At 69.1% G+C, this 19869-nt stretch carries 19 protein-coding genes and 1 pseudogene; 8 read left to right on the plus strand and 12 right to left on the minus strand.

Going from position 1 to position 19869, the window contains the following annotated elements; translation table 11 throughout:
• Genes B9D87_RS19535 through B9D87_RS19555 form a run of 5 tightly spaced genes read left to right on the plus strand, consistent with a single transcriptional unit; the run spans position 1 to position 4899 of the window.
• Positions 1–2334, plus strand: a complete 2334-nt coding sequence (locus tag B9D87_RS19535; RefSeq protein WP_007769652.1) for a CaiB/BaiF CoA-transferase family protein — start codon at positions 1–3, stop codon at positions 2332–2334.
• A gap of 1 nt (position 2335) precedes the next feature.
• On the plus strand, positions 2336–2665 hold the full coding sequence (locus B9D87_RS19540; RefSeq protein WP_007769650.1) for a hypothetical protein: 330 nt from the start codon (positions 2336–2338) through the stop codon (positions 2663–2665).
• The gene (locus tag B9D87_RS19545; RefSeq protein WP_040629520.1) at positions 2655–3821 is read left to right on the plus strand and encodes a thiolase family protein; all 1167 of its coding nucleotides are present in this window, start codon (positions 2655–2657) and stop codon (positions 3819–3821) included. Before B9D87_RS19540 ends, B9D87_RS19545 begins: the two co-directional genes overlap by 11 nt.
• Positions 3818–4252, plus strand: a complete 435-nt coding sequence (locus B9D87_RS19550) for a Zn-ribbon domain-containing OB-fold protein (RefSeq protein ID WP_007769647.1) — start codon at positions 3818–3820, stop codon at positions 4250–4252. Before B9D87_RS19545 ends, B9D87_RS19550 begins: the two co-directional genes overlap by 4 nt.
• Entirely contained in the window at positions 4249–4899 is a 651-nt protein-coding gene (locus tag B9D87_RS19555) for a PadR family transcriptional regulator (RefSeq protein ID WP_007769645.1), read from the plus strand. The genes B9D87_RS19550 and B9D87_RS19555 overlap by 4 nt, the downstream gene beginning before the upstream one ends.
• On the opposite strand, the gene fadD1 is transcribed toward B9D87_RS19555, so the two are convergent.
• Positions 4838–6523 carry a fatty-acid--CoA ligase FadD1 gene (gene fadD1 / locus B9D87_RS19560; protein WP_007769643.1) on the minus strand — a complete coding sequence of 562 codons (1686 nt, stop codon included), beginning with the start codon at positions 6521–6523 and terminating at the stop codon, positions 4838–4840. The genes B9D87_RS19555 and fadD1 overlap by 62 nt on opposite strands.
• Positions 6524–6737: 214 nt before the next feature.
• Between fadD1 and B9D87_RS27095 the strand changes: the two genes are divergently transcribed.
• Entirely contained in the window at positions 6738–6890 is a 153-nt protein-coding gene (locus tag B9D87_RS27095; protein ID WP_157373207.1) for a hypothetical protein, read from the plus strand.
• A 46-nt stretch (positions 6891–6936) separates the two neighbouring features.
• On the opposite strand, the gene B9D87_RS19565 is transcribed toward B9D87_RS27095, so the two are convergent.
• Together B9D87_RS19565 and B9D87_RS19570 are read right to left on the minus strand one after the other, a co-directional pair.
• Positions 6937–7707, minus strand: a complete 771-nt coding sequence (locus B9D87_RS19565; RefSeq protein WP_007769640.1) for an SDR family NAD(P)-dependent oxidoreductase — start codon at positions 7705–7707, stop codon at positions 6937–6939.
• Between the two features lie 51 nt (positions 7708–7758).
• Positions 7759–8589 carry an alpha/beta fold hydrolase gene (locus B9D87_RS19570; RefSeq protein ID WP_007769637.1) on the minus strand — a complete coding sequence of 277 codons (831 nt, stop codon included), beginning with the start codon at positions 8587–8589 and terminating at the stop codon, positions 7759–7761.
• A 67-nt stretch (positions 8590–8656) separates the two neighbouring features.
• On the opposite strand from B9D87_RS19570, the gene B9D87_RS19575 reads away from it, so the two are divergent.
• Positions 8657–9265 (plus strand): TetR/AcrR family transcriptional regulator, encoded by a 609-nt coding sequence (locus B9D87_RS19575; RefSeq protein WP_007769636.1) that lies wholly within the window; start codon positions 8657–8659, stop codon positions 9263–9265.
• A 29-nt stretch (positions 9266–9294) separates the two neighbouring features.
• Here B9D87_RS19575 and B9D87_RS19580 read toward each other — a convergent pair whose 3' ends face one another.
• Positions 9295–9969 (minus strand): winged helix-turn-helix transcriptional regulator, encoded by a 675-nt coding sequence (locus B9D87_RS19580; protein WP_007769634.1) that lies wholly within the window; start codon positions 9967–9969, stop codon positions 9295–9297.
• Positions 9970–10032: 63 nt separating this feature from the next.
• On the opposite strand from B9D87_RS19580, the gene B9D87_RS19585 reads away from it, so the two are divergent.
• Positions 10033–10905 carry an alpha/beta fold hydrolase gene (locus tag B9D87_RS19585; protein ID WP_007769632.1) on the plus strand — a complete coding sequence of 291 codons (873 nt, stop codon included), beginning with the start codon at positions 10033–10035 and terminating at the stop codon, positions 10903–10905.
• 56 nt (positions 10906–10961) lie between these two features.
• Here B9D87_RS19585 and B9D87_RS19590 read toward each other — a convergent pair whose 3' ends face one another.
• The 8 genes and pseudogenes from B9D87_RS19590 to B9D87_RS19625 form a co-directional block, all read right to left on the minus strand.
• Positions 10962–11522 carry a TetR/AcrR family transcriptional regulator gene (locus tag B9D87_RS19590; protein WP_007769629.1) on the minus strand — a complete coding sequence of 187 codons (561 nt, stop codon included), beginning with the start codon at positions 11520–11522 and terminating at the stop codon, positions 10962–10964.
• A 75-nt stretch (positions 11523–11597) separates the two neighbouring features.
• Positions 11598–12887: a lipase family protein gene (locus tag B9D87_RS19595; protein ID WP_174320872.1), complete on the minus strand. Its 1290-nt coding sequence runs from the start codon at positions 12885–12887 to the stop codon at positions 11598–11600.
• A gap of 183 nt (positions 12888–13070) precedes the next feature.
• Positions 13071–13880 carry a polysaccharide deacetylase family protein gene (locus B9D87_RS19600; protein WP_007769625.1) on the minus strand — a complete coding sequence of 270 codons (810 nt, stop codon included), beginning with the start codon at positions 13878–13880 and terminating at the stop codon, positions 13071–13073.
• 261 nt (positions 13881–14141) lie between these two features.
• A pseudogene (locus tag B9D87_RS19605) lies at positions 14142–15541 on the minus strand (alpha/beta hydrolase).
• A 173-nt stretch (positions 15542–15714) separates the two neighbouring features.
• Positions 15715–17997: a heavy metal translocating P-type ATPase gene (locus tag B9D87_RS19610; RefSeq protein ID WP_007769619.1), complete on the minus strand. Its 2283-nt coding sequence runs from the start codon at positions 17995–17997 to the stop codon at positions 15715–15717.
• Positions 17994–18206, minus strand: coding sequence for a heavy-metal-associated domain-containing protein (locus tag B9D87_RS19615; RefSeq protein ID WP_007769616.1), 213 nt, complete (start codon positions 18204–18206; stop codon positions 17994–17996). Before B9D87_RS19615 ends, B9D87_RS19610 begins: the two co-directional genes overlap by 4 nt.
• Before the next feature lie 63 nt (positions 18207–18269).
• Positions 18270–19040 (minus strand): SDR family NAD(P)-dependent oxidoreductase, encoded by a 771-nt coding sequence (locus tag B9D87_RS19620; protein ID WP_007769615.1) that lies wholly within the window; start codon positions 19038–19040, stop codon positions 18270–18272.
• Entirely contained in the window at positions 19040–19861 is an 822-nt protein-coding gene (locus B9D87_RS19625) for a mycofactocin-coupled SDR family oxidoreductase (protein WP_007769613.1), read from the minus strand. Before B9D87_RS19625 ends, B9D87_RS19620 begins: the two co-directional genes overlap by 1 nt.
• Positions 19862–19869: the final 8 nt, after the last annotated feature.

Genomic DNA, 19869 nt, shown 5'->3' on the forward strand with positions numbered 1-19869 from the left:
GTGGCAGCCGAGGCGCCGTTCGCGGGCTGGCGCGTGCTGGAGTTGTGCAACGGCCTGGCGGCGGCCTATTGCGGCAAGATGTTTGTCGATGCAGCCGCCGAGGTGGTGAAAGTCGAGTCACCACAGGGTGATTCGCTGCGCGCCTGGTCGGCGGGCGGACCGCCCGGGGCGCTGTTCGGCTACCTGGCCGCGGGCAAGAAGTCGGTGGTCAATCACGGCCAGGCCGAGATCCTTTCGCTGCTGGCCGGCGCCGACCTGGTGCTCACCGACCTCACCGACGGCTGGACGCTCGACGCGATCACCGCACACACGGCCGCGTCGGCCGTGGTGGTGGCCGTCACCCCGTTCGGCACCACCGGTCCCTACGTCGAAAACCAGGTCGTCGCCAACGAATTCATTCTGCAGGCGTTGTGCGGGTCGATCGCCGGCCGCGGTTGGCCGGGCGACGAGCCGGTGCAGGCCGGGGGCCGGCTCGGCGAGTGGCTGGCGGGCACCTTCGCGGCGGCGGTGGCCGCGGCGGCAACGCGGCACGCGGCACGCAGCGGGCGCGGCGAGGTCATCGACGTCTCGACGTACGAGGCCATGGCGATCGCCATGGGCGGCTTGTCCGCCATGTCCGCCAGCGTGCTGGGCGCCGATTCGCTGCTGCACGAACGCAGCCTGGAGCTGCCCTCGATCGTTCCGACGGCCGACGGCATGGTCGGCTTCTGCACCATCACCGCCCAACAGTTTCAAGACTTCCTGGTGATGATCGAGCGACCCGATCTGGTCGACGACGCCGACCTGGCCTCGTTCGCCGGCCGCGTCGAGCGCCGCGACGAATTCCTCGGCATGGTCACCGAATGGACCGGCAGCCGAACCACCCAGGAGATCGTCGATCTCGCGGTGGCATTCCGGATTCCGGTTGCCCCCATCGCGACTCCCGAGATGCTGCCCACGATCGACCACTTCGTGGAACGCGGCGTCTTCGCCGAATCGCCGGACGGGGTGCTGGCGCCGCGGGTGCCGTATCGCAGCGACGCGATGCAGACCGCCGCCCCCGCCGCACCGCCGCAACTCGGCGCAGACACCGGGCGGGTGCAGTGGCCGCCGCGACCCCCGGCGCCCGCCGGGACCGCCGCCGGCGCGCTGCCGTTGTCCGATGTCCGCGTCACCGATTTCACCGCCTTCTGGGCCGGCCCGGTCGCCACCCAACTGCTGGGCGCCCTGGGCGCCGACGTGATCAAGATCGAGGGCGTGCGCCGGCCCGACGGCATGCGGTTCTCCGCCGGCCGCCCGCCCGACTGGGACCAATGGTGGGAATGGGGCCCGGTGTTCCTGTGCAGCAACAACAACAAGCGCGGCGTCAGCATCGAGCTCGGCACCGACGCCGGACGAGAACTCGCGCTTGAACTGATCGCCGCGAGCGATCTCGTCGTCGAGAACTTCTCACCCCGGGTGATGGCGAACTTCGGCCTGGAATTCGACGCGGTGCGCGCGGCCAACCCGCGGGCGATCATGGTCCGGATGCCCGCGTTCGGCCTCGACGGCCCCTGGCGCGACCGGGTCGGTTTCGCCCAGACCATGGAGCAGGCCACCGGCATGGCATGGATGACCGGGCACGCCGACGGCCCCCCGGTGATCCCGCGCGGTGTGTGCGACCCGATCGCCGGCCTGCACGCGGCCTTCGCCGCGATCGCCGCGCTGGCGATCCGCGACCGTCGCGGCACCGGGATGCAGGTGGAATCGACCATGGTCGAGGCGGCGCTGAACGTGGCGGCCGAAATGCTGGTCGAGTATTCGCGGAACGGTATCGCGATGCGCCGCAATGGAAACCGGGGCCAGGGCACGCGCCCCCAAGGGGTCTACCGCTGCCGCGGTCACGACGAGTGGGTCGCGCTGGCGGCGATGGACGCCGCCGGCCGCGCATCGCTGGCCGGCCTGCTCGGCCAGCCCGGGCTGGAGGAACCCGACTGGGCCCAACGCGCCGACGACATCGACAAACTCATCACCGCCTGGGCTGCCGGGCACTCGGTGGCCGGCGCCGTCGAGGCACTGCGCGCCGCCGGCGTGGCCGCGGCACGCGTCACCCCGGCCGCGGCGCTGCTGACCGATCCGCAGCTGCGCGCCCGCGGCTTCTGGGAGACCGTCGACCACCCCGTCGCGGGCCCCTTTCTTTGCACCGGAATGCCTTTCGCATTCCTGGGCAAGCCGCGGCAATGGATCCGGCGGGTGCCCCCGCTCTACGGCCAGCACACCGATGAGGTGCTGACCGGCGTCCTGGGGCACACCCGGGACGACCTGGCCACCCTGCACCGGTCGGGGACCATCAGCGCTCGGCCGGCGGGGCTGTGACATGGCCGTCAGCCTGTGCGTGCCGCCCCGCGCCGGCGAGCTGTGCGCGCCGGTGCGCTTCCTGGTGCGGCAGGATTCCGTGGTGATGGAGCTGACCGCCCGGCACCGCATCACCAGCGTCGAATGGGACGACGACGAGCACGCGGTCGCGATGGTCGTCGAGATCACCGACCCGCAGACAGCGCGGCCGGTGGACGTGCGAATCGACGTGGTCGAGGCGGGCGCGGTGCACCTCAACTCACGAGGCACGACGATCGGGACCATCATGCGCGATGGGCGTGAATATGACGTCATGGGAACCTATTTGGGAGTTGTCGCGGATGAGAACTAGCGTGACTAAGCGCACCGCGGCGATCGTCGGAGTGCACAACACACGGCAAGGGCGACGGCTGGACGGCGAAACCTCCCGCGGCCTGGCGATCAAGGCGATCCTGGGCGCGCTCGACGACGCCGGCCTGACCCTCGACGACGTCGACGGCATCAGCGCGACCCCGGACTCGACCTCGTTGATCTACGACCTGCGGATCGGGCCGGCCTGGCAGGGGCTGGCGTTCGGGGTCGGCATGATCACCGAGGCGGTCACCGCCATCGAGCACGGCATGGCCGACGTGGTGGTGCTGGTCGCGGCCCAGGCCGGCGAATACCGCGACCACGAGGCCACCGCGCCGTGGACGCGGCCCGAGAACGAATTCGTCGCCCCCTGGGGAATGTTCACCACCGCCGAATTCGCGCTCATCGCGCGGCGCCACATGCACGTCTACGGCACGACACGAGAACAACTTTCGACGGTGGCGGCGACCATCCGCAACAACGGATCCCGCAACCCTGAAGCCGTCTACTACGACCGGGGGCCGTTCACCCCGGAGGACATCACCGCATCCCGGCCCATCGCCGACCCGTTCCACCTGCTGGATTGCGCCACCACCTCCGAGGGAGGGTGTGCGCTGGTCGTGGCCAACATCGACGCCGTCGACGTTGCGGGCCAACCCATTTACGTGCTGGGCAGTGGCGCGGACTTCCACGGCCCGTCCTACCAACATCCGCCCGCCTACGACCTCGCCGGGCGGCGCGGGGATCACGTCAACGGTGTGGTGGGCCGGCGCGCCGCCGACCGCGCATTCAATCACGCCGGACTGCGCCGCGACGACGTCGACGTGCTGGAGCTCTACGACCCGTTCTCCTTCGAAATCATCCGCCAGCTCGAGGCTTTCGGCTTCTGCGGTGACGGGGAGGGCGGCCCCTTCGTGGCCGACGGCCACATCGCCATCGACGGCAGCCATCCGATCACCACCGACGGGGGGACCATGTCGTTCAGCCACGCCGGCGCCAATCCGCAGATGATGCAGCGGGCCGTCCGCGCGGTGCAACAGCTGCGCGGACAGGCCGGCGCCCTTCAGGTCGCCGACGCCCATGTCGCGTTGTGCAGCAACGGGGGAGCCGGGGCCCTGTTCACCACGGTGCTGATCCTGGGAGACGAACCACGATGACCGCCGACCCACTGCGGCCCCAGGCCGGGCCCGTCCCGCACGCGAGCAGCCACCTCAGCGCGCCGTTCTGGGAGGGATGCCGGTCCCACGAACTGCGCTACCAACGTTGCGCGGCTTGCGGATCGGCGAACTTCCCCCCGACCGAGCATTGCCGCCAATGCCTTTCGGAGGACCTCGGCTGGAGGCGGGGCAGCGGCCGTGGCGAGATCTACAGCTGGACGGTCGTATACCGCCCGGTGACAGCGGAATTCGCGCCGCCCTACGCGCCGGCGATCATCACCCTGGACGAGGGCTACCAGATGTTGACCAATGTCGTCGGCGTGTCACCGGACGAGCTGGCCGTCGGCATGCGGGTGTCGGTGGAGTTCCACGCCACCGAACCCGATGTCACGCTGCCGTACTTCACCGGCGCGGAGGCGGACAGCTCGTGAGCCCGAGGACCGCCAACGGCCTGCCGGTCACCGCATACCTGGTGTTGGGGGTGCTGGCGGCCAACGACGAGCAACTCACCGCCGGCGAGATCAAGATGCGCGCCGAACTGTCTGGCGGCCACTTCTATTGGTCTCCGTCGGTCAGTCACGTGCGTCGTGAACTGACCCGCCTGCTGCAACGCGGCATGGTCAGCGAGACCGGCGCGCAATCCGGCAAGCGCGCCATCACCCTGTACGAGACCACCGATGCCGGCCGCGACGCCCTGCGCCGCTGGGTCCAGCACTTCCCGGGTCAGGATCAGGTGGTCATCAAACACCCCGTCATCCTCAAAACCTGGCTGGCCCGCGGGCGGGACCCCGAACACGTCCTGGACGGCCTGGAGCGGCATCTGGAAGCGACCCGTGCCCGGCTGGACGAGGCGCTGTGGTCGCGGCAGCGGTCGGCCGAACTCGGTATCACCGAGGACCCCGAGCAGCGCTACTCGTTCGCGGTGTTGGACTACGCGATCCGCGGGCTGTACGCGGAGATCTCCAACATCTCCCAGTTGCGTGACGAGATCGCCGCCGGCACAACCCGGGACCCGGTCAAACGGGTGCGACGGCCGAAGGGGCAGATCCGGCGCCGGGTGCCGAGGAGCCCGGCCTAGCCGACGGTTGCGACCCGCCGCGCCCGGCTCCGCCCTCGCGATCGGCGCGAACCGTGTACGCCGTGCCCCGCGGGTCGCGCTCCCACAACACCTCGCCCGGCCCGACGGTCGTCCCCTGAGCGATCAACTGGCGTTTGAGCACCTTGTGCGTGGCGGTGCTGGGCAGCTCGGCCGCGATACGGACGAAGCGTGGGCGGGCCTTGGGGGACAGGTCGGGCTGCGCGTCCAGGAACGCTTCGAATTCGGCGGGCGCAAGGGTGTGACCGTCGTTGAGCACGATCGCCGCCATCACCTGATCGCCGACGTGCCCGTCGGCGACGGCATAGATGGCGATCCGGTTGATAGCGCTGTGGCGCAACAGGATCCGCTCGATCGGCGCCGCGGCCAGGTTCTCGCCGTCCACCCGCATCCAGTCCGCGGTGCGCCCGGCCAGGTAGATCCAGCCCTCGGCGTCGCGGTACGCCAGGTCCCCGGACCAATACATGCCGTGGCGCATGCGTTCGGCGTTGGCGTCCGGGTCGTTGTAGTAACCGGTGAAGAAACCCGATCCCGCGGTGTTGACCAACTCGCCGATCGCTTCGTCGGCGTTGACCAGCGCGCCGTCGGCATCGAACCGGGCGACCGCGCATTCGGTGACGGTGTCGCTGTCGTAGATCGCGATGCCGTCCATGCCTTTGCCGATCGAGCCCTTGGGGGTGCCCTCCTCCCGGATCACGATCACGGCGTTCTCGGTGGAGCCGAAACCGTCCTCGACCTGGACACCGAAACGGCGGGCGAATTCGTCGATGTCCTTGTCGTTGGCCTCGTTGCCGAAGGCCACCCGCAGGGGATTGTCGGCGTCGTCGTCGCGTTCGGCGGTGGCGAGGATGTAGGCGAGCGGCTTCCCGACGTAGTTCATGTAGGTGGCGCCGTGGCGGCGGATGTCGTCGAGGAAACTGCTCGCCGAGAACTTCGCCGGCACCATGGCGGCGCCGGAACACACCGCGGGCGCCCATCCGGCGACGACCGCATTGGAGTGAAACAGCGGCATCGAGACGTAGCAGGTGTCCTGCTCGGTCAGGGCGAAGCGCTGGACCAGGTTGAGTCCGGCGAACGTCGCCATGAGGTGGGATACCTGCACCGCCTTGGGATTTCCGCTCGTGCCGGAGGTGAAGATCATCATGAAGGGGTCCATCGCGGTGACCTCGCGGTGCGGCTCCAGCTCACCGGCCGCCCCGACGAATTCGCTCCACTGCGGAGTCGAGGAGTCGAGGATCCGTGTGCCGCCGAGGTCCAAGCCGTCCAACAGCGGCCGGTGTTCGGCGTCGGTGACCACGAACTGACAGTCCGCGCGCCGGACGTCGGCGGCCAGTGCCTCGCCGCGCCGGGTGGTGTTCAATCCGCACAGGACATAGCCGCCGAGCCCGGCCGCGGCCATCTGGCTGACCATCTCGGGGGTGTTTCCCAGCAGGGCGCCGATGTGCATCGGGCGCTGCGGATCGGCGGCGGCCAGCAGCGCGGCCGCACGCGCCGCGGCGCCCGCCAGGTACTGACGCCAAGTCCATTGCACGTCACGGTATTTCACCGCGACCCCGGGATCGGACAGGCGCTTGCGCAGCAGCGCCTGAATCGTGTCGTCAGCCATCCGTCGAATTCACCTTCACTCCGCCCGTGCTACGAGACGAGACGGTCCGTCTTATAGTAGCGGGCCGCTCAGCACCGCCGAATCCCAGCGGCCGGGCGGTGTGCTCGTCACCGTCTCGTGTTGTGGAAATTTTCATGCCCATTTCGCCCAGGATTCCCGATCGAAGACCGCGTGTATAGCGGGTCCGTTCACGTCCACGGGCCATCATTGGACCATGCTCTTCGAGTTGCACAGGTCGCTGATCCTGCTGAGGAATCGGGCACGCGAATATCGCCGCGAGGTCGCGGAATCGCGGGCGGCGGGCGTCTCCGCCAGGCGGCGCCGCGGCGGCCAGTCGGGCCCGTCCGGCGACAAGGACCAAACGTGATGCCGCGCAGCGTCGTTGGCAGTCGAGGCCGGCGCTCGCCGGCTGCCTAACCGCCCACCATCATCAGGCCGCCGTCCACCGCCAGCAGCTGGCCGGTGATGAAGCCCGAGCCGGGGCCGGCCAGGAAGACCAGCATCGGGCCGACGTCGCGGGCGGGCTCGCCCAGTGTGCCGCCGAGCGGGATCATCATCTGCATCTGCTGATCGATCATGGCCGCGGCGTCCGGACCGAGGAATTCGCGGAGGCGGTCGGCGCCCGCCGTCTGCACCGCGGGCGCAAGGGCGTTGACGGTGATGTTCTCCGACGCCCAGGCCTTGGCGGCCGACCGCGTCCACGCCTGCACCGCGCCCTTGGTCGCGGCGTAGACGGCCGAGATCGGGCTGCCCATCACGGCTTCGGAAGATCCGAAGTTGATGATGCGGCCGCCCTTGGGGTCCTGGTCCTTCATCACCGCGTAGGCGGCCTGGTTGGTGAGGATGGTCGCCTTGATGTTGGTGTCCAACAGGAACGAGATCTCGTCGGCGCCGATGTAGCCCGGAATCCCCGCCTGCCACAGCCCGGCGGCGTTCACCAGCACGTCGAGGCCACCGAGGCGCTGCGCGGCCTCCCGGACCATCGCCGAGACGGCCTCGGCCTCGCGCACGTCGCACTGCAACCACTCGGCCGTCAGGCCGTCCGGCGGCGGAGTCTTGTGATAGGTCGCTGCGACCTCGGCCCCCGCGTCGGTCAGCACCGAGACGGCGGCAGCGCCGATGCCGGTAGCGCCGCCGGTAACCAGGATCCGCCGGCCCAGCAGGGGAGACGTCGCATCTGACATGGCCAAGACGCTACCGCGCGGGGCGGCTTGCGCCGCGGGGTGTCTCGCCGGTCAGGTGCGCACCGCGATCGTGGAGAGCAGATCGGCGAGCTGGTCGGGCTGATCGATCATGGAAAAGGTCCTGGCCCCCGCGATGACTTCGAGGCGGGCGTTGGGAATGGTCGCGGCCAGCCGGGCCCCGTCCTCCTGCTCGAAGAACACGTCGTCGGCCGACCACGCGATGAGCGTCGGCTTGTCGAAGTCGTACAGCCGGGCCGCCACCGTCGTCGTCACCTCGGTGCGCATCGAAAGCGTGAACTGGCGCAGGTCTTCGGCGATGGCCGGATCGGATAGCCCCGGGCGCACCCACGCCTCGGTGAGCTCATCGATGTTGCTGTGCGCCAGGCCGTCGAACGCCCGCTTGCGTACCGCCGGCACGCGCATGGCCTGCGCCACGGCACGGAACGACGTCTTCGACTTGGCCGCCAGGATCACCGGTTTGAGGATCGGCGGCGGAAAGTGTTCGAACGCATCGCAACTCGTGAGCACCAGCGCGCCGAGCCGATCGCGGTGATGCACGGCCACCAGCTGCGTGACGACGCCGCCGGTGTCGTTGCCGACCAGCACCACGTCGCGCAGGTCGAGCGCGGCGAGCACCTCGGCCACCATGCCGGCAACGCCGGTGATGCTCCGGTCGGCGCCGCGCCGCAGCGGCTCCGGATGCGCGCCCAACGGCCACGTCGGCGCGATGCAGCGCAGCCCGCGCGCCGCCAGGCGCTCGCCGAGCTGGCGCCACAACTGCCCGCCCATCATGTATCCGTGCACGAAGACCACCGGCCTGCCGTCCTCGGGTCCGGTTGCTTCGTAATGGATGGTTCCGGCACTAATGTCGATCGTCGACATAGCAAACTCCTACTTCAGGGATAGACTTACAAACAGGCTGTCTGTTCGTAAGTTACCAACAGGCTGTATGGAAAGCAAGAGACGGACCCAGGAAGAGCGCTCCGCGGCGACCCGCGACGCGCTGATCGCGGCTGCCCGCAAGCTGTGGGGGCTGCGAGGCTACGCCGACGTCGGCACACCGGAGATCGCCACCGCCGCCGGCGTCACCCGCGGCGCGATGTATCACCAATTCGCCGACAAGGCAGCGTTATTCCGCGAAGTCGTCGAGGTGGTCGAGCAGGATGTGATGGCGCGGATGGCCGTGGTGGTGGCCGAATCCGGGGCGTCCACGCCCACGGACGCGGTCCGGGCCGCGGTCGACGCCTGGCTCGACGTCTCCGGCGACCCCGAGGTGCGCCAACTGATCCTGCTGGACGCGCCGAGCGTGCTGGGCTGGGCCGAATTCCGTGACGTCGCCCAGCGATACAGCCTCGGCATGACCGAGCAGATGCTCACCGAGGCCATCCGGGCCGGCGAACTGGCCGAGCAGCCGGTGCGGCCGCTGGCGCACGTGCTGATCGGTGCGCTCGACGAGGCGGCCATGGTGATCGCGACCGCGGACGACCCGAAGCGCAGCCGCCGGGAAACCGGGCAGGTGCTGCACCGGCTCATCGACGCGATGTTCGACGCTCGGTGACGGCCGGCGGGTGATCGTTCGGTGCTCACCTACCTCTTCCTCGACGGCTGGCGCGACGGCCTCCGATTCGCTGCTTGCCTGGGCGCGTCGAAGAAGTTTCGCACGGCGGATTCGTCGCCGTCGATCTCGACGAGTGTGCGGATGTCATCCAGAGACAGCGCACCCGCCGCGAGCCCGAGAACAAACGGCGCGTCGGCACTGAGGACGGCGTCAAGCTTGCGCCCATCGGGCCTGTCGACGGTGATGCCGGACTCGGTGGCACGTAGTTGGACCATTACGCCGTCCACGATGACTCCCACTGCCACCGACTGATCCGCAGGGGTGCGCCCGGCGAACAGCGCGGGAAGTGCCACCAGAAGCCCTTCGGCGCGGAACTCATCGCCTTCGGGTCCGCGGATCATCAGCGGCGTCGACCAGCGGATGAGCGCGTTGATGGGCTCGCGCAACTCCGCGCCCCATGGGGTGAGGGCGTAAGTGATCGCGTTGGCGTCATCGGACAAGCGCCGCTCGACCACGCCGGCGGTTTCCAGGTCGCGGAGCCGGTCGGTCAGCAGGTTCGTGGCGATGCCGGAAAGTCCGTCGCGCAACTCGCCGTAGCGCGCGGGCCTGATGAGGAGCTCGCGGACAATCAACAAATTCCACCGGTCACCCACCACGTCCAGGGCCCGGGCAAGTCCGCAGTACTGACCGTAGTCTCGACTCATCGTCACCTACTTGCTAATCTAAAGTACACATCATCATATCAAGTCGATCGAACGGGGGAAGGCATGACGGTCGCGGAAAGACCCGCTTGGGTCGACGACGAGTTGTTCCCCTTCGAGAGCCGATTCGTCGATATCGACGGGCACAGCGTCCACTATGTGGACGAAGGATCGGGTCCCACGTTGCTGTTCCTGCACGGCAATCCCACCTGGTCATTCGACTATCGCGAGGCCATCGAATCCCTACGGTCCGAATTTCGTTGCGTCGCAGTGGACTATCCCGGCTTCGGGCTGTCGGTCGCGGCGCCGCGATACCGGTACCTGCCCGCCGAACACGCCCAGGTGATCGGCGGATTCGTCGACGCACTCGCGCTCAGTGGGGCCACGCTGGTGGCTCACGACTGGGGCGGCCCGATCGGGTTGGCAATGGTGCAGCGGCGTCCTGGAGTTTTCGACCGGCTGGTGCTGACCAACACGTGGGCATGGCCGGTCGGCGCTCCGCTCGTGCAGATCATGTCCCATCTGATGGGCAGCCCGATCGGGCGCCTGCTGATCCGCCAGTTCAACCTCTTCGTCAACGTCATGATCCCCGTCGGGCATCGGCTCACCAAGCCCACCAGCGAACAGATGGCCCACTATCAGAACGCCCTCGACAGCCCAGTACGGCGAGAAGCCTCAGCCGTGTTTCCCCGTGAGATCACCGCCAGCCGAGCGTTTCTCGCCGACGTCGATGCCGGGTTGGCCGCCATCGCGGCACTGCCGACACTGATCATCTGGGGCGACGCCGACTTCGCGTTCGGAGACAACGAACTGCGGCGCTGGGAGCGCATCTTTACCGATCACCACACGGTCGTCGTCAAAGGTGCCGGCCACTTCGTCCCCTCCGACGCTCCCGAGCAATTCGCGGCAGCGATCCGCCACTGGCACACGCCTCGATGAGGGGAAGCACCGAGTCGGCCGGCTCGTGAATCCTGGACAGCCACAACGAATTCCCGTCAGCCTGCGTGAACCGCGGCGACCCCCGCGATGACACCCTGGATCAGCCGCTCCAGGTGCTCGGGATCGTCGACGGCCGGCTGGCCCGCGACGAAGGTCAACATGATGCCGTTGATGAACGCGAGCGTGGCGATCGCCTGGTCATCGACCAAAGCCGGATCCGGCGCGCTGTCGGCGGGGTGCCACTGGGTGACGACGTTGCGCGCCAGCGCGTAGAGCCGGTCGGCGGACTCGCTGAGCGCCGCGGCCAGCTCCGCGTCCCGGCCGGCGAGCAGCGCGAGCTCGTAGCGCGCCTTGGCGCGGGTCAACCACGGTTCGCTGTTGACGTACATGACGATGCGGGCCAGGCCCGCGGTTCCGGCGAACTGCGTGGCGTGATCCTCGGCGAGTTCGGCCATCATCGAGAAGTCGGCGAGGTCGAGCTCGGCCAGCCGCGTCGCCATGGCGTGCATCAGCGCCTTGCGGGTCCGAAAGTAGAACGAGGTGGTGCCGGGCGGGACGCCGGCGTGGTCATCGACTTTCGGGTGGCTGACGCCGTGCACCCCGTTGCCGCCCAGCAATTCGATCGCGGCGTCGGCGAGCTGGCGGCGCCGCTCCGCCGCGTTGTGCTTTCTACGTGCAGCGATACGCCCAGTCTAGAACTGCCCGCAGTTCGGGGCGGTGGGCTCGCCGTTGAAGCGGGCCGCGATCCATTGCATGGCCGGTTCACCGTCGACCAGCATCGGCAGCGCGTGATTGATCACGAGCTTGTTGAGGAAGGGTGGCTCCTCATTGGTGCGGAATTCCACATCGGCGCCCTGGGCGCACCAGTCGCGGCCGAGCTGGTTGGCCGCGGTCCACGGCACCAGCGGGTCATAGCGATTGCTGTCGATCATCACCGGCGCGTTCGGTTTGTAGCGCCCGATCCGCTGGTCTTCGAACATGGTGCTGAACGGCTCTTCGTTGACCAGTTGATGGATGTCTTCGGTGAAATAGGGCTGGATATGCCGAAACATGAAGTCCAGCAACGTCTGTCCCACACACTGGCGGGAGACCGATTCGAGCATCGCCAGCCCGCGCGGGGTCATCTTGGAACGAATGGTGTCGGCGAACTCCGGGTAGGCCGCCATCACGCTGTTGAGCGCGTACCCGACGACACCGACCAGGGCGCTGCCGTCGGCGTAGGGGAACAGCTCCTTGAGGTTGGCCGGTGGCGCTCCGGCGTAGGTGCCCACGATATGGAGATCCGGCGCATAGGCCGACGCCAGCTCGGCCGCCGACGCGGTCGCCCCGCCGCCTTGCGAGTAGCCCCAAAACGCCACCGGCCCATGCGGATCCAGGGTCGTGTCCGGCAGCTTCATGGCGGCGCGGGCGGCGTCGAGCACCGCCTGGCCCTCCGCGACCCGGCCCACGTAGGTGTGCATCGACGGGGTGCCCAGGCCCTGATAATCGGTCATGACGATGGCGAAGCCACGGGCGACCATGGTGGCGACGAACAACTCCTCGTAGTTGAACATGATGTCCCAGCCACCCGAATAGTGGATGCCCTGGTTGAACATGCGCGACGGGGCGCACTGATTGCCCTGGCCCTGGGTGCCGGGCGCGTAGCTGATCAACGGCCGCGGCCCGCCGCCGGGCCAGTCGTTGTAGGGCTCGAAGTAGGTGCCGGTGACCGCGATCGGGTTGCCCCGGGTATCGGTGCTGCGGTACATGATTCGGGTGCCGGTGGCCATGATCGCGCCGAGCTGACCGGAAGGCTCCAGCACCAGCCGCGACGGCTCGGTGCGGATCAGGTCGCCGGGCCGGCCGGGCGGTAGGGGATCCGGCGGGAGGTAGAAGTCCGCGTACTGGGGTTCGTCCCCGCCGTCGGCCCGCGCATTTCCAACTCCCACGAATGCGGAAACAGTTATCAGCAGTGCTGCGAAAACTCCCCCGGCCCGACGCATTACGGAACGGTAACAATCGCAGGGCCGCCAGCGGAAGGGGAATCTCTAATTTTTTAGAGATTGGTTTTCGGCACCGATGTTTCCGGCTGAAGAATTGCCGGACGGTGGCCGCGGCGTCCACCCTGAAGGCGTGGCTCGCCAATGAGGCCGGGACGGCGCCGAAACCGGTTGGCCAGCCGGCGGTTACGGCGTCTTGAGGAACACGTCGTTGAGCGTGACGGTGCGAAGGTTCCGGTCGCGGATGATGTCGACGAGTTGCGGATAGACGTGCGTGACCGGCAGGTGGTTGAGGTGCCCGATCACGATGGACTGGGGTGTGAAGTACTGATCGGCCATCTGCACGATGTACTCCTCGGTGATCAACGTCGAGTCCGACAGCGATCCCGACCACAGAGTGGGGACCTTGTAACCGAGGTCGGCGGCCACCGCGTCGACGGCCGCGTTGCGCTTCGCGTACGGCGGTCGCCAATATGGTTTCGCGCCGATCCCGTACGTGTTCTTCAGAAAAGCATCGTTGCGTGAGAGCTGTTCGCCGACTTGCTCTTTCGTCAGCGTGGTCAGGTCCGGGTGTGACCAGGTGTGGTTGCCGAGCTGAATCTGCCCGCTGTCCACCAGTGGCCGAAGCATCTCGAGGTTCTCGGTCCACGAGTCGTAGATCCCGTTGACGAAATAGGTCAGCCGGATGCCGGTGTCCTTGGCGAACTGCGTGTAGGCCCGCACCACCTCGCTGTTGACGCCGTCGTCGACGGTCAGCGCGAGCAGATCACCCTCGCCGGGGATCTTCATCAGGGCACCACCGCCGGGCAGCGCGATGCGGGCGCTCGGTGGCGGGGGCGGCAGCAGGGCCTGCGGGGCGGTCGGGCCGGAGGTCGGTATGTCGGCCGCCGAGGTTTGGGCGAACGTGCGTGGCTGCGGATCGACGATGAGCCGAGCAGCGCCTACGCCGGCGACGACCGACGCGGCGAGCGATCCAAGGAACTTACGGCGGTTCATGGCTGACAAGCGAGGGCGCCGAACAAACGATCACGCGATAACAGAAATGGCGAATTCGGCCCGGGGATTCGCGCATTCATCGTGGCACGCTGCGCGACGAACGGGTCCGCGTGGGAACCGCCGTTGGTGCAGAACATCGAGGCCACAGCAGCGAACCGTACCATTCGCGACGCCCATATGTCGGCTGCGTTACGGGAGGGTCAGCTGTGAATTCCCGCCGATCCGCGTTATCACCGGTGAACGCGAGCCGACCAGCGGCGATCAACGCGGTTCGCCCGCGGACCGCTGGGGCAGCTGCACCGGTTCGGTGTTGGGCGTGCCGAGCGTCGAGGCCAGCCAGGGCAGCGCCGTGGCAAACGCCTGGGCGGCGAACGGCCAGTCGTGTTTGCCGGGCTGGGTGACCACCGCGCAGGCGATGCCGTTGGCGGCGCCGACGGCGCACAGCGAGTTCGCCGCGATGTCCTGGCCCTCGGGGTTGGCGGCGGGGTCGCTGCTGGAGGCGATCAGGGCGGGGTTGCCGTCCTGCGCGACGTTGTGCGCCCCGTCCGAGCCGGGCACGTCGAACCAACCCGACAGGCCGTCGTAGTGGCCGTGCTTGGTCATGACCGTGACCGGGTCGAAGGCGGCCCAGGCGTCGTGATTGCCGCCGAACAGCCGGGCGACGGTTTGATCCTTGGAGCCGCCGTTGGGCCCGCGGTCACCCGCGATGTCGACGAACGCGCTGAACAGCTCGGGGTGCATGACGGCCAGGGTCACGGCGCAGGTCCCGCCCATCGACCACCCGGCCACGCCCCAGTTGGCGCGGTCGGCGCTGACGCCGAAGTTCGACACCATGAAGGGCTCGATGTCCTTGGTCAGGTGGTCGGCGGCGTTGCCGCGAGTGCCGTTCACACACTCGGTGTCGTTGTCGAAGGAACCGGTCGGATCGACGAACACCAGCACCGGGGAGAAGCCGTGGTGTGCGGCCGCGAAGTTGTCGATGGCGGTGAACGCGCCGCCGGGGCCCAGCCAGTCGGCCGGGGTGTTGAACGCGGAGCTGATCATCATGACCGCCGGCAGCCGAGGCGGCGGATTGCTGTTGAACCACGCGGGCGGCAGATAGACCAGTTCGCGGCGGTGGGCGAAGTGCGAGCCGGCGGGAGAATTGCCGTCGATGTCCACCGGCACCACCACGCCCTTGCTGGGCTTGGTCCCGGCGATCTGCATCTCGGTCACCCGCAGCCGGTCGATCTGGTCCGGCAGCGGCACGGACGTCAGCTGGTTCCAGGCGGCGAGCGCGGTGGGGAAGTAGCCCACCCAGTTGTTCAGCGCCATGCCGGCGCACAGGACGCACAGCGGTATCGCGAGCACCGCCACACCGCGCCGCCACCAGCGGACCCCCGCCACCCCACCAGGAAGACCGCGGCGGCCAGGCCGGTCATCGCGATCCAGATCCACAGCGTCGTCGGTGCCGGGTCGCCGGCCACCCCGAGCGAGGTGATGTACCACCGGGCCAGCAGCGTCACCGCGACGGCCGCGATGAGCGCCACCGGCAGCACCCGCTTGAGCCAGCTTCGGGTGCGCCACTGAATGGCGACGAGCAGCACGAGCAGCGCCAGGCCCTGCACGGCCGGCGGAAACCAGCCGTGCAATAAGGACAGTTGTCCGAAGAACTGCTCCAACGGTCGTGACCTCTGCTAGATCGATCGCTGCGCGCGGATGAGGTGAGTAACGAAGGGCCGGTCGGGGTCACCGAAGGCGGCGGCCGGACCAACTATCCCATACGAACGCGGCCCGCCAGCCGACCGTTTCTGCGTGTGGGCCGACCGGATGCGCGCTCCCCGGGCTCCCCGGCTCATGCGTCGTCGATGACGCTGGTGAACGAGCGCAGCCGCAGGCTGTTGCCGACGACGAGCAGGCTCGAGGCCGCCATCGCGGCGCCGGCGAACATCGGGTTGAGCATGCCGAGCGCGGCCAGCGGGATCGCGGCCAGGTTGTAGCCGAAGGCCCACAGCAGGTTGGCCTTGATGGTGGCCAATGTTCGCCGGGACAGCCGGATCGCGTCGACCGCGGCACGCAGGTCACCGCGGATCACCGTGAGGTCGGCGGCCTGGATCGCGACGTCGGTGCCGTTGCCCATCGCCAGGCCCAGGTCGGCGGCGGCCAGCGCCGCGGCGTCGTTGACGCCGTCACCGACCATGGCGACCACCTTGCCCTCGGCTTGCAGGCGCTGGACGGCGCCGACCTTGTCGGCGGGCGTCGCGTCGGCGATGACCTGCGCGATGCCCAGCTCGTCGGCGATGCGGGCGGCGACGCCCGCGTTGTCGCCGGTGAGCAGCACCGGGGTCAGGCCCAGCCCGGTGAACTGCCGCACCGCCTCGGCGCTCGACGGCTTGACGGCGTCGGCGACCAGCAGGATGCCCCGGGCCCCGCCGTCCCAGCCGACGGCGACGGCGGTCTTGCCCTCGCTCTCGGCGCGGGCTTTGGCCGCCGACAGGGCCGCGTCGAGGCGGATTCCGCATTCGGTCAGCAGGCTCTCGCGCCCGACTACGACGGCGTGGCCGTCGACGGTGCCCCGCACGCCCATGCCGTTGATCCCACTGAAGTCGGCGGCCGCCGGGAGTGCGCCGACGTGCGCCGTGGCGCCGCGGGCGATGGCTCGCGCGACGGGATGCTCGGAGGCGTCTTCCAGGGCGCCGGCGTAGCGCAACAGCGTGGCGCGGTCGGTCCCGGTCGCGGCGATCGCGTCGACCAGGGTCATCTTGCCGGTGGTGACGGTGCCGGTCTTGTCGAGCACGATCGTGTCGACGTTGCGGGTCGACTCCAGCACCTCGGGCCCGTTGATGAGCACGCCGAGCTGCGCGGCGCGGCCGGTGCCGACCAGCAGGGCGGTCGGGGTCGCCAGCCCCAGGGCGCACGGGCAGGCGATGATGAGCACCGCGACGGCGGCCGTCAGGGCGGGGGTGAGCGAGAAGCCCGCCGCCAGCCAGCCGGCCAGCGTCGCCACCGCCAGCGCCATGACCACGGGCACGAACACCCCCGAGACGCGGTCGGCGAGGCGCTGCACCCGGGCCTTGCCGGATTGGGCGCGCTCGACGAGCCGGGCCATCTGCGCCAGCTGGGTGTCGTCACCGACCCCGGTGGCCCGGACGACCAGCCGACCGCCCGCGTTGACCGTGGCCCCCGTGACGGCGTCACCCTCGCCGACCTCGACCGGCACGGACTCGCCGGTCAGCATGGAGGCGTCCACGGCCGAGGAGCCCGCGACGACGATCCCGTCGGTGGCGATCCGCTCCCCGGGGCGCACCACGAACTCGTCGCCGACCGCGAGCCGTCCGATCGGGACGCGGGTCTCGCTGCCCTCGCGCAGCACCGCGACGTCCTTGGCGCCCAGCGTCAGCAGCATGCGCAGCGCGGCGCCGGCCGCGCGCTTGGACCGCCTCTCGAAATAGCGCCCCGCGAGGACGAACAGGGTCACCCCCGCGGCGACTTCGAAGTAGACGTGGCACGGCGCGCCGTCGCGCCCGACGGTCAGCTCGAAGTCGTGCCGCATGCCCGGCTGGCCCGCCGTCCCGAGCAACAGCGCGTAGACGGACCACAGGAACGCCGCCAGGGTGCCGAGCGAGACCAGGGTGTCCATGGTGGCCACACCGTGTTTGAGGTTGGTCCACGCGGCCGCGTGGAACGGCCGGCCGCACCACACGACGACCGGCGTGGTCAGGGCCAGCGAAAGCCAGTGCCAGTGGGGGAATTGCAGGGCGGGGAGCATGGCCATCGCGATGACCGGGCCGGCCAGCACGATCGCGGTGACCAGGCGCCGGCGCAGCGAGGTCAGTTCGGCGTCATCCGGCGTCGCCTCCGCGGGGGCGGGCTCCGGCGCGGGCCGCGGCAGGGTGGCTCCGTAACCGGCCTTTTCGATCTCCCCGATGAGAATGCGCGCGTCGTAGCCGGCCGGGGCCGTCACGGCTGCCTTCTCGGTGGCGTAGTTGACCGTCGCGGCGACGCCGTCGAGTCTGTTCAGTTTCTTCTCGATCCGGGCCGCGCAGGAGGCGCAGGTCATCCCGGTGATCTCCAGCTCGAGCCGGGGTGACCCGGTGGTGTCGCCGACGGCGCCCTCGTTGATCGGGGGCGTGCTCATGCGACCAAGACGGCCTCGTAGCCGGCCTCGTCGACCGCGCCGAGGACGGCGTCGGCATCGATGGGCTGTGCGCTGGTGACGACCAGCTTGCCCGTGGCGGCGCTGACCGTCACGTCCTCGATGCCCGGGATCTGGGCCACCTCGCTACGGACCGCGGCCTCGCAGTGGCCGCAGCTCATTCCGCTCACCCGATATTCGCTGGTGGGCATGCCGCTCCTTTTCGATCCCCCGGCAGTCGTGACCACACCATTCTGCCTGCTCGGCGGAGTGGCCTATTGCCGCAGGTGCGATCCGCCGCCGATGTACCAGACCTGACCGGTGATCCATTCCGCCTCGTCGGACAGCAGGAACGCGGTGATCGCCGCCAGGTCGTCCGGTTTGCCCAGCCGGCTGGTCTTCCCGAACATCAGGAAGGCCTGCTGCAGCGCGACGTCGTTCTGCCGTTCCTGGGTTTCGCCCATCACCAGCCCGGGCATCACGCCGTTGCTGCGGATGTTGTGCTTGCCCCAGTTGACGGCCACGTGCCGGGTCAGGTGGTTGACGGCGGCCTTGGAGGCGCCGTAGGCGACGTGCGAAGGGTCGCTGCCCAGCGCGGCGCCCGAGGAGGTGTTCACGATGCTGCCGCCGCCCTGGGCGAGCAGGTGGGGCAGCACCGCGCGGATCGTGCGGACGTAGCCCAGCAGGTTGACGTCGAGGGTGCGCTGCCAGACGTCCATGCCGGTATCGAGGATGGTGGTGTCGCGTCCCAGGTTGTCCTCGGAGAGGTCGGCACCCACGTTGTGCAGGCCATGGATGGCGCCGAATTCGGCGATGGTCGTCTCGACGAGGCGCTGCACCGACCGTTCGTCGGCGAGGTCGAATTCGACGGCGATGGCGCGGCCGCCGTCCGCCGCGATCTGTTCGGCCGTGCCGGTGGCGCCGGCGATGTTGTTGTCCCCGATGGCCACCCAGGCACCTTCGGCGGCAAGGCGTTTGGCGGTGGCCGCCCCGATCCCGGTGGCGCCTCCGGCGATGAGGAAGGTCTTGTCAGCCAGGCCGCGCATCAGACGTATCCGACGCCGATGTCGACCGAAACCTGGCTTGCGGTAACCATTCTGGATTGGTCGGAGGCGAGCCACGCCACCGCGTCGGCGATGTCTTCCGGTTGTGCGATGCCTTCGGGCAGCAGTGGTTTGTGCATGTCGCGCAGGTGCGGGTAGTCGTCGGCGGCTGCCTGCAGCGCGTCGCGCATCCGGCCGGTGCCCATCGGCGTGGCGACGCCTCCCGGGTTGAGGCTGTTGACGCGGATGTTGTACCGGCCGAGTTCGGCGGCGAACGCCCGGGCCATCCCGATGACGGCGTGTTTGCTCGCGGTGTAGTGGATCATGAACGACTGCATCTTGATGCCGGCGGCCGACCCAATCAGGACGATGGAGCCCCCGCGTTCGCCGTCGATGATGTGTTGCGCGCCGGCCATCACGGTGTTCCAGGTGCCGATGACGTTGGTGTCGATCGTGTCCCGGAACGCCTGCGCGGTGATCTGATTCCACGGTGCGGGGCAACATATTCCGGCGTTGGCGACGATGACGTCGAGCCGGCCCAGTTCTGCCGCGGCCTGGCCGACGACCGTGGTCATGGCATCCAGATCGCGGATGTCGGCGTCGGCGGTGATGACTTTGCGGCCGTTGGCGGCTACCAGCCGTGCGGTCTCGGCGAGGTCGTCGGGCGTCGGCGAATCGTAGGGAACGCTGGGTGGCAGCGGTCCGGCGATGTCAACCGCGATGATGTCCGCGCCGTCGGCGGCCAGGCGCACCGCGTGTGCCCGGCCCTGACCCCGCGCGGCGCCGGTGATCAGCGCGACCTTTCCCGAGAGTGGCTGGCTCATGTGTGGTG

Origin of the sequence: Mycobacterium colombiense CECT 3035, assembly GCF_002105755.1 — a bacterium.
GTDB lineage: Bacteria > Actinomycetota > Actinomycetes > Mycobacteriales > Mycobacteriaceae > Mycobacterium > Mycobacterium colombiense.

Excerpts from the sequence above, each read along its gene's own strand:
- B9D87_RS19540 (WP_007769650.1), top strand. The coding sequence starts at position 2,336 with ATGGCCGTCAGCCTGTGCGTGCCGCCCCGCGCCGGCGAGCTGTGCGCG.
- B9D87_RS19545 (WP_040629520.1), top strand. The coding sequence starts at position 2,655 with ATGAGAACTAGCGTGACTAAGCGCACCGCGGCGATCGTCGGAGTGCAC.
- B9D87_RS19550 (WP_007769647.1), top strand. The coding sequence starts at position 3,818 with ATGACCGCCGACCCACTGCGGCCCCAGGCCGGGCCCGTCCCGCACGCG.
- fadD1 (WP_007769643.1), bottom strand. The coding sequence starts at position 6,523 with ATGGCTGACGACACGATTCAGGCGCTGCTGCGCAAGCGCCTGTCCGAT.
- B9D87_RS27095 (WP_157373207.1), top strand. The coding sequence starts at position 6,738 with ATGCTCTTCGAGTTGCACAGGTCGCTGATCCTGCTGAGGAATCGGGCA.
- B9D87_RS19565 (WP_007769640.1), bottom strand. The coding sequence starts at position 7,707 with ATGTCAGATGCGACGTCTCCCCTGCTGGGCCGGCGGATCCTGGTTACC.
- B9D87_RS19570 (WP_007769637.1), bottom strand. The coding sequence starts at position 8,589 with ATGTCGACGATCGACATTAGTGCCGGAACCATCCATTACGAAGCAACC.
- B9D87_RS19575 (WP_007769636.1), top strand. The coding sequence starts at position 8,657 with ATGGAAAGCAAGAGACGGACCCAGGAAGAGCGCTCCGCGGCGACCCGC.
- B9D87_RS19580 (WP_007769634.1), bottom strand. The coding sequence starts at position 9,969 with ATGAGTCGAGACTACGGTCAGTACTGCGGACTTGCCCGGGCCCTGGAC.
- B9D87_RS19585 (WP_007769632.1), top strand. The coding sequence starts at position 10,033 with ATGACGGTCGCGGAAAGACCCGCTTGGGTCGACGACGAGTTGTTCCCC.
- B9D87_RS19595 (WP_174320872.1), bottom strand. The coding sequence starts at position 12,887 with ATGCGTCGGGCCGGGGGAGTTTTCGCAGCACTGCTGATAACTGTTTCC.
- B9D87_RS19600 (WP_007769625.1), bottom strand. The coding sequence starts at position 13,880 with ATGAACCGCCGTAAGTTCCTTGGATCGCTCGCCGCGTCGGTCGTCGCC.
- B9D87_RS19610 (WP_007769619.1), bottom strand. The coding sequence starts at position 17,997 with ATGAGCACGCCCCCGATCAACGAGGGCGCCGTCGGCGACACCACCGGG.
- B9D87_RS19615 (WP_007769616.1), bottom strand. The coding sequence starts at position 18,206 with ATGCCCACCAGCGAATATCGGGTGAGCGGAATGAGCTGCGGCCACTGC.
- B9D87_RS19620 (WP_007769615.1), bottom strand. The coding sequence starts at position 19,040 with ATGCGCGGCCTGGCTGACAAGACCTTCCTCATCGCCGGAGGCGCCACC.
- B9D87_RS19625 (WP_007769613.1), bottom strand. The coding sequence starts at position 19,861 with ATGAGCCAGCCACTCTCGGGAAAGGTCGCGCTGATCACCGGCGCCGCG.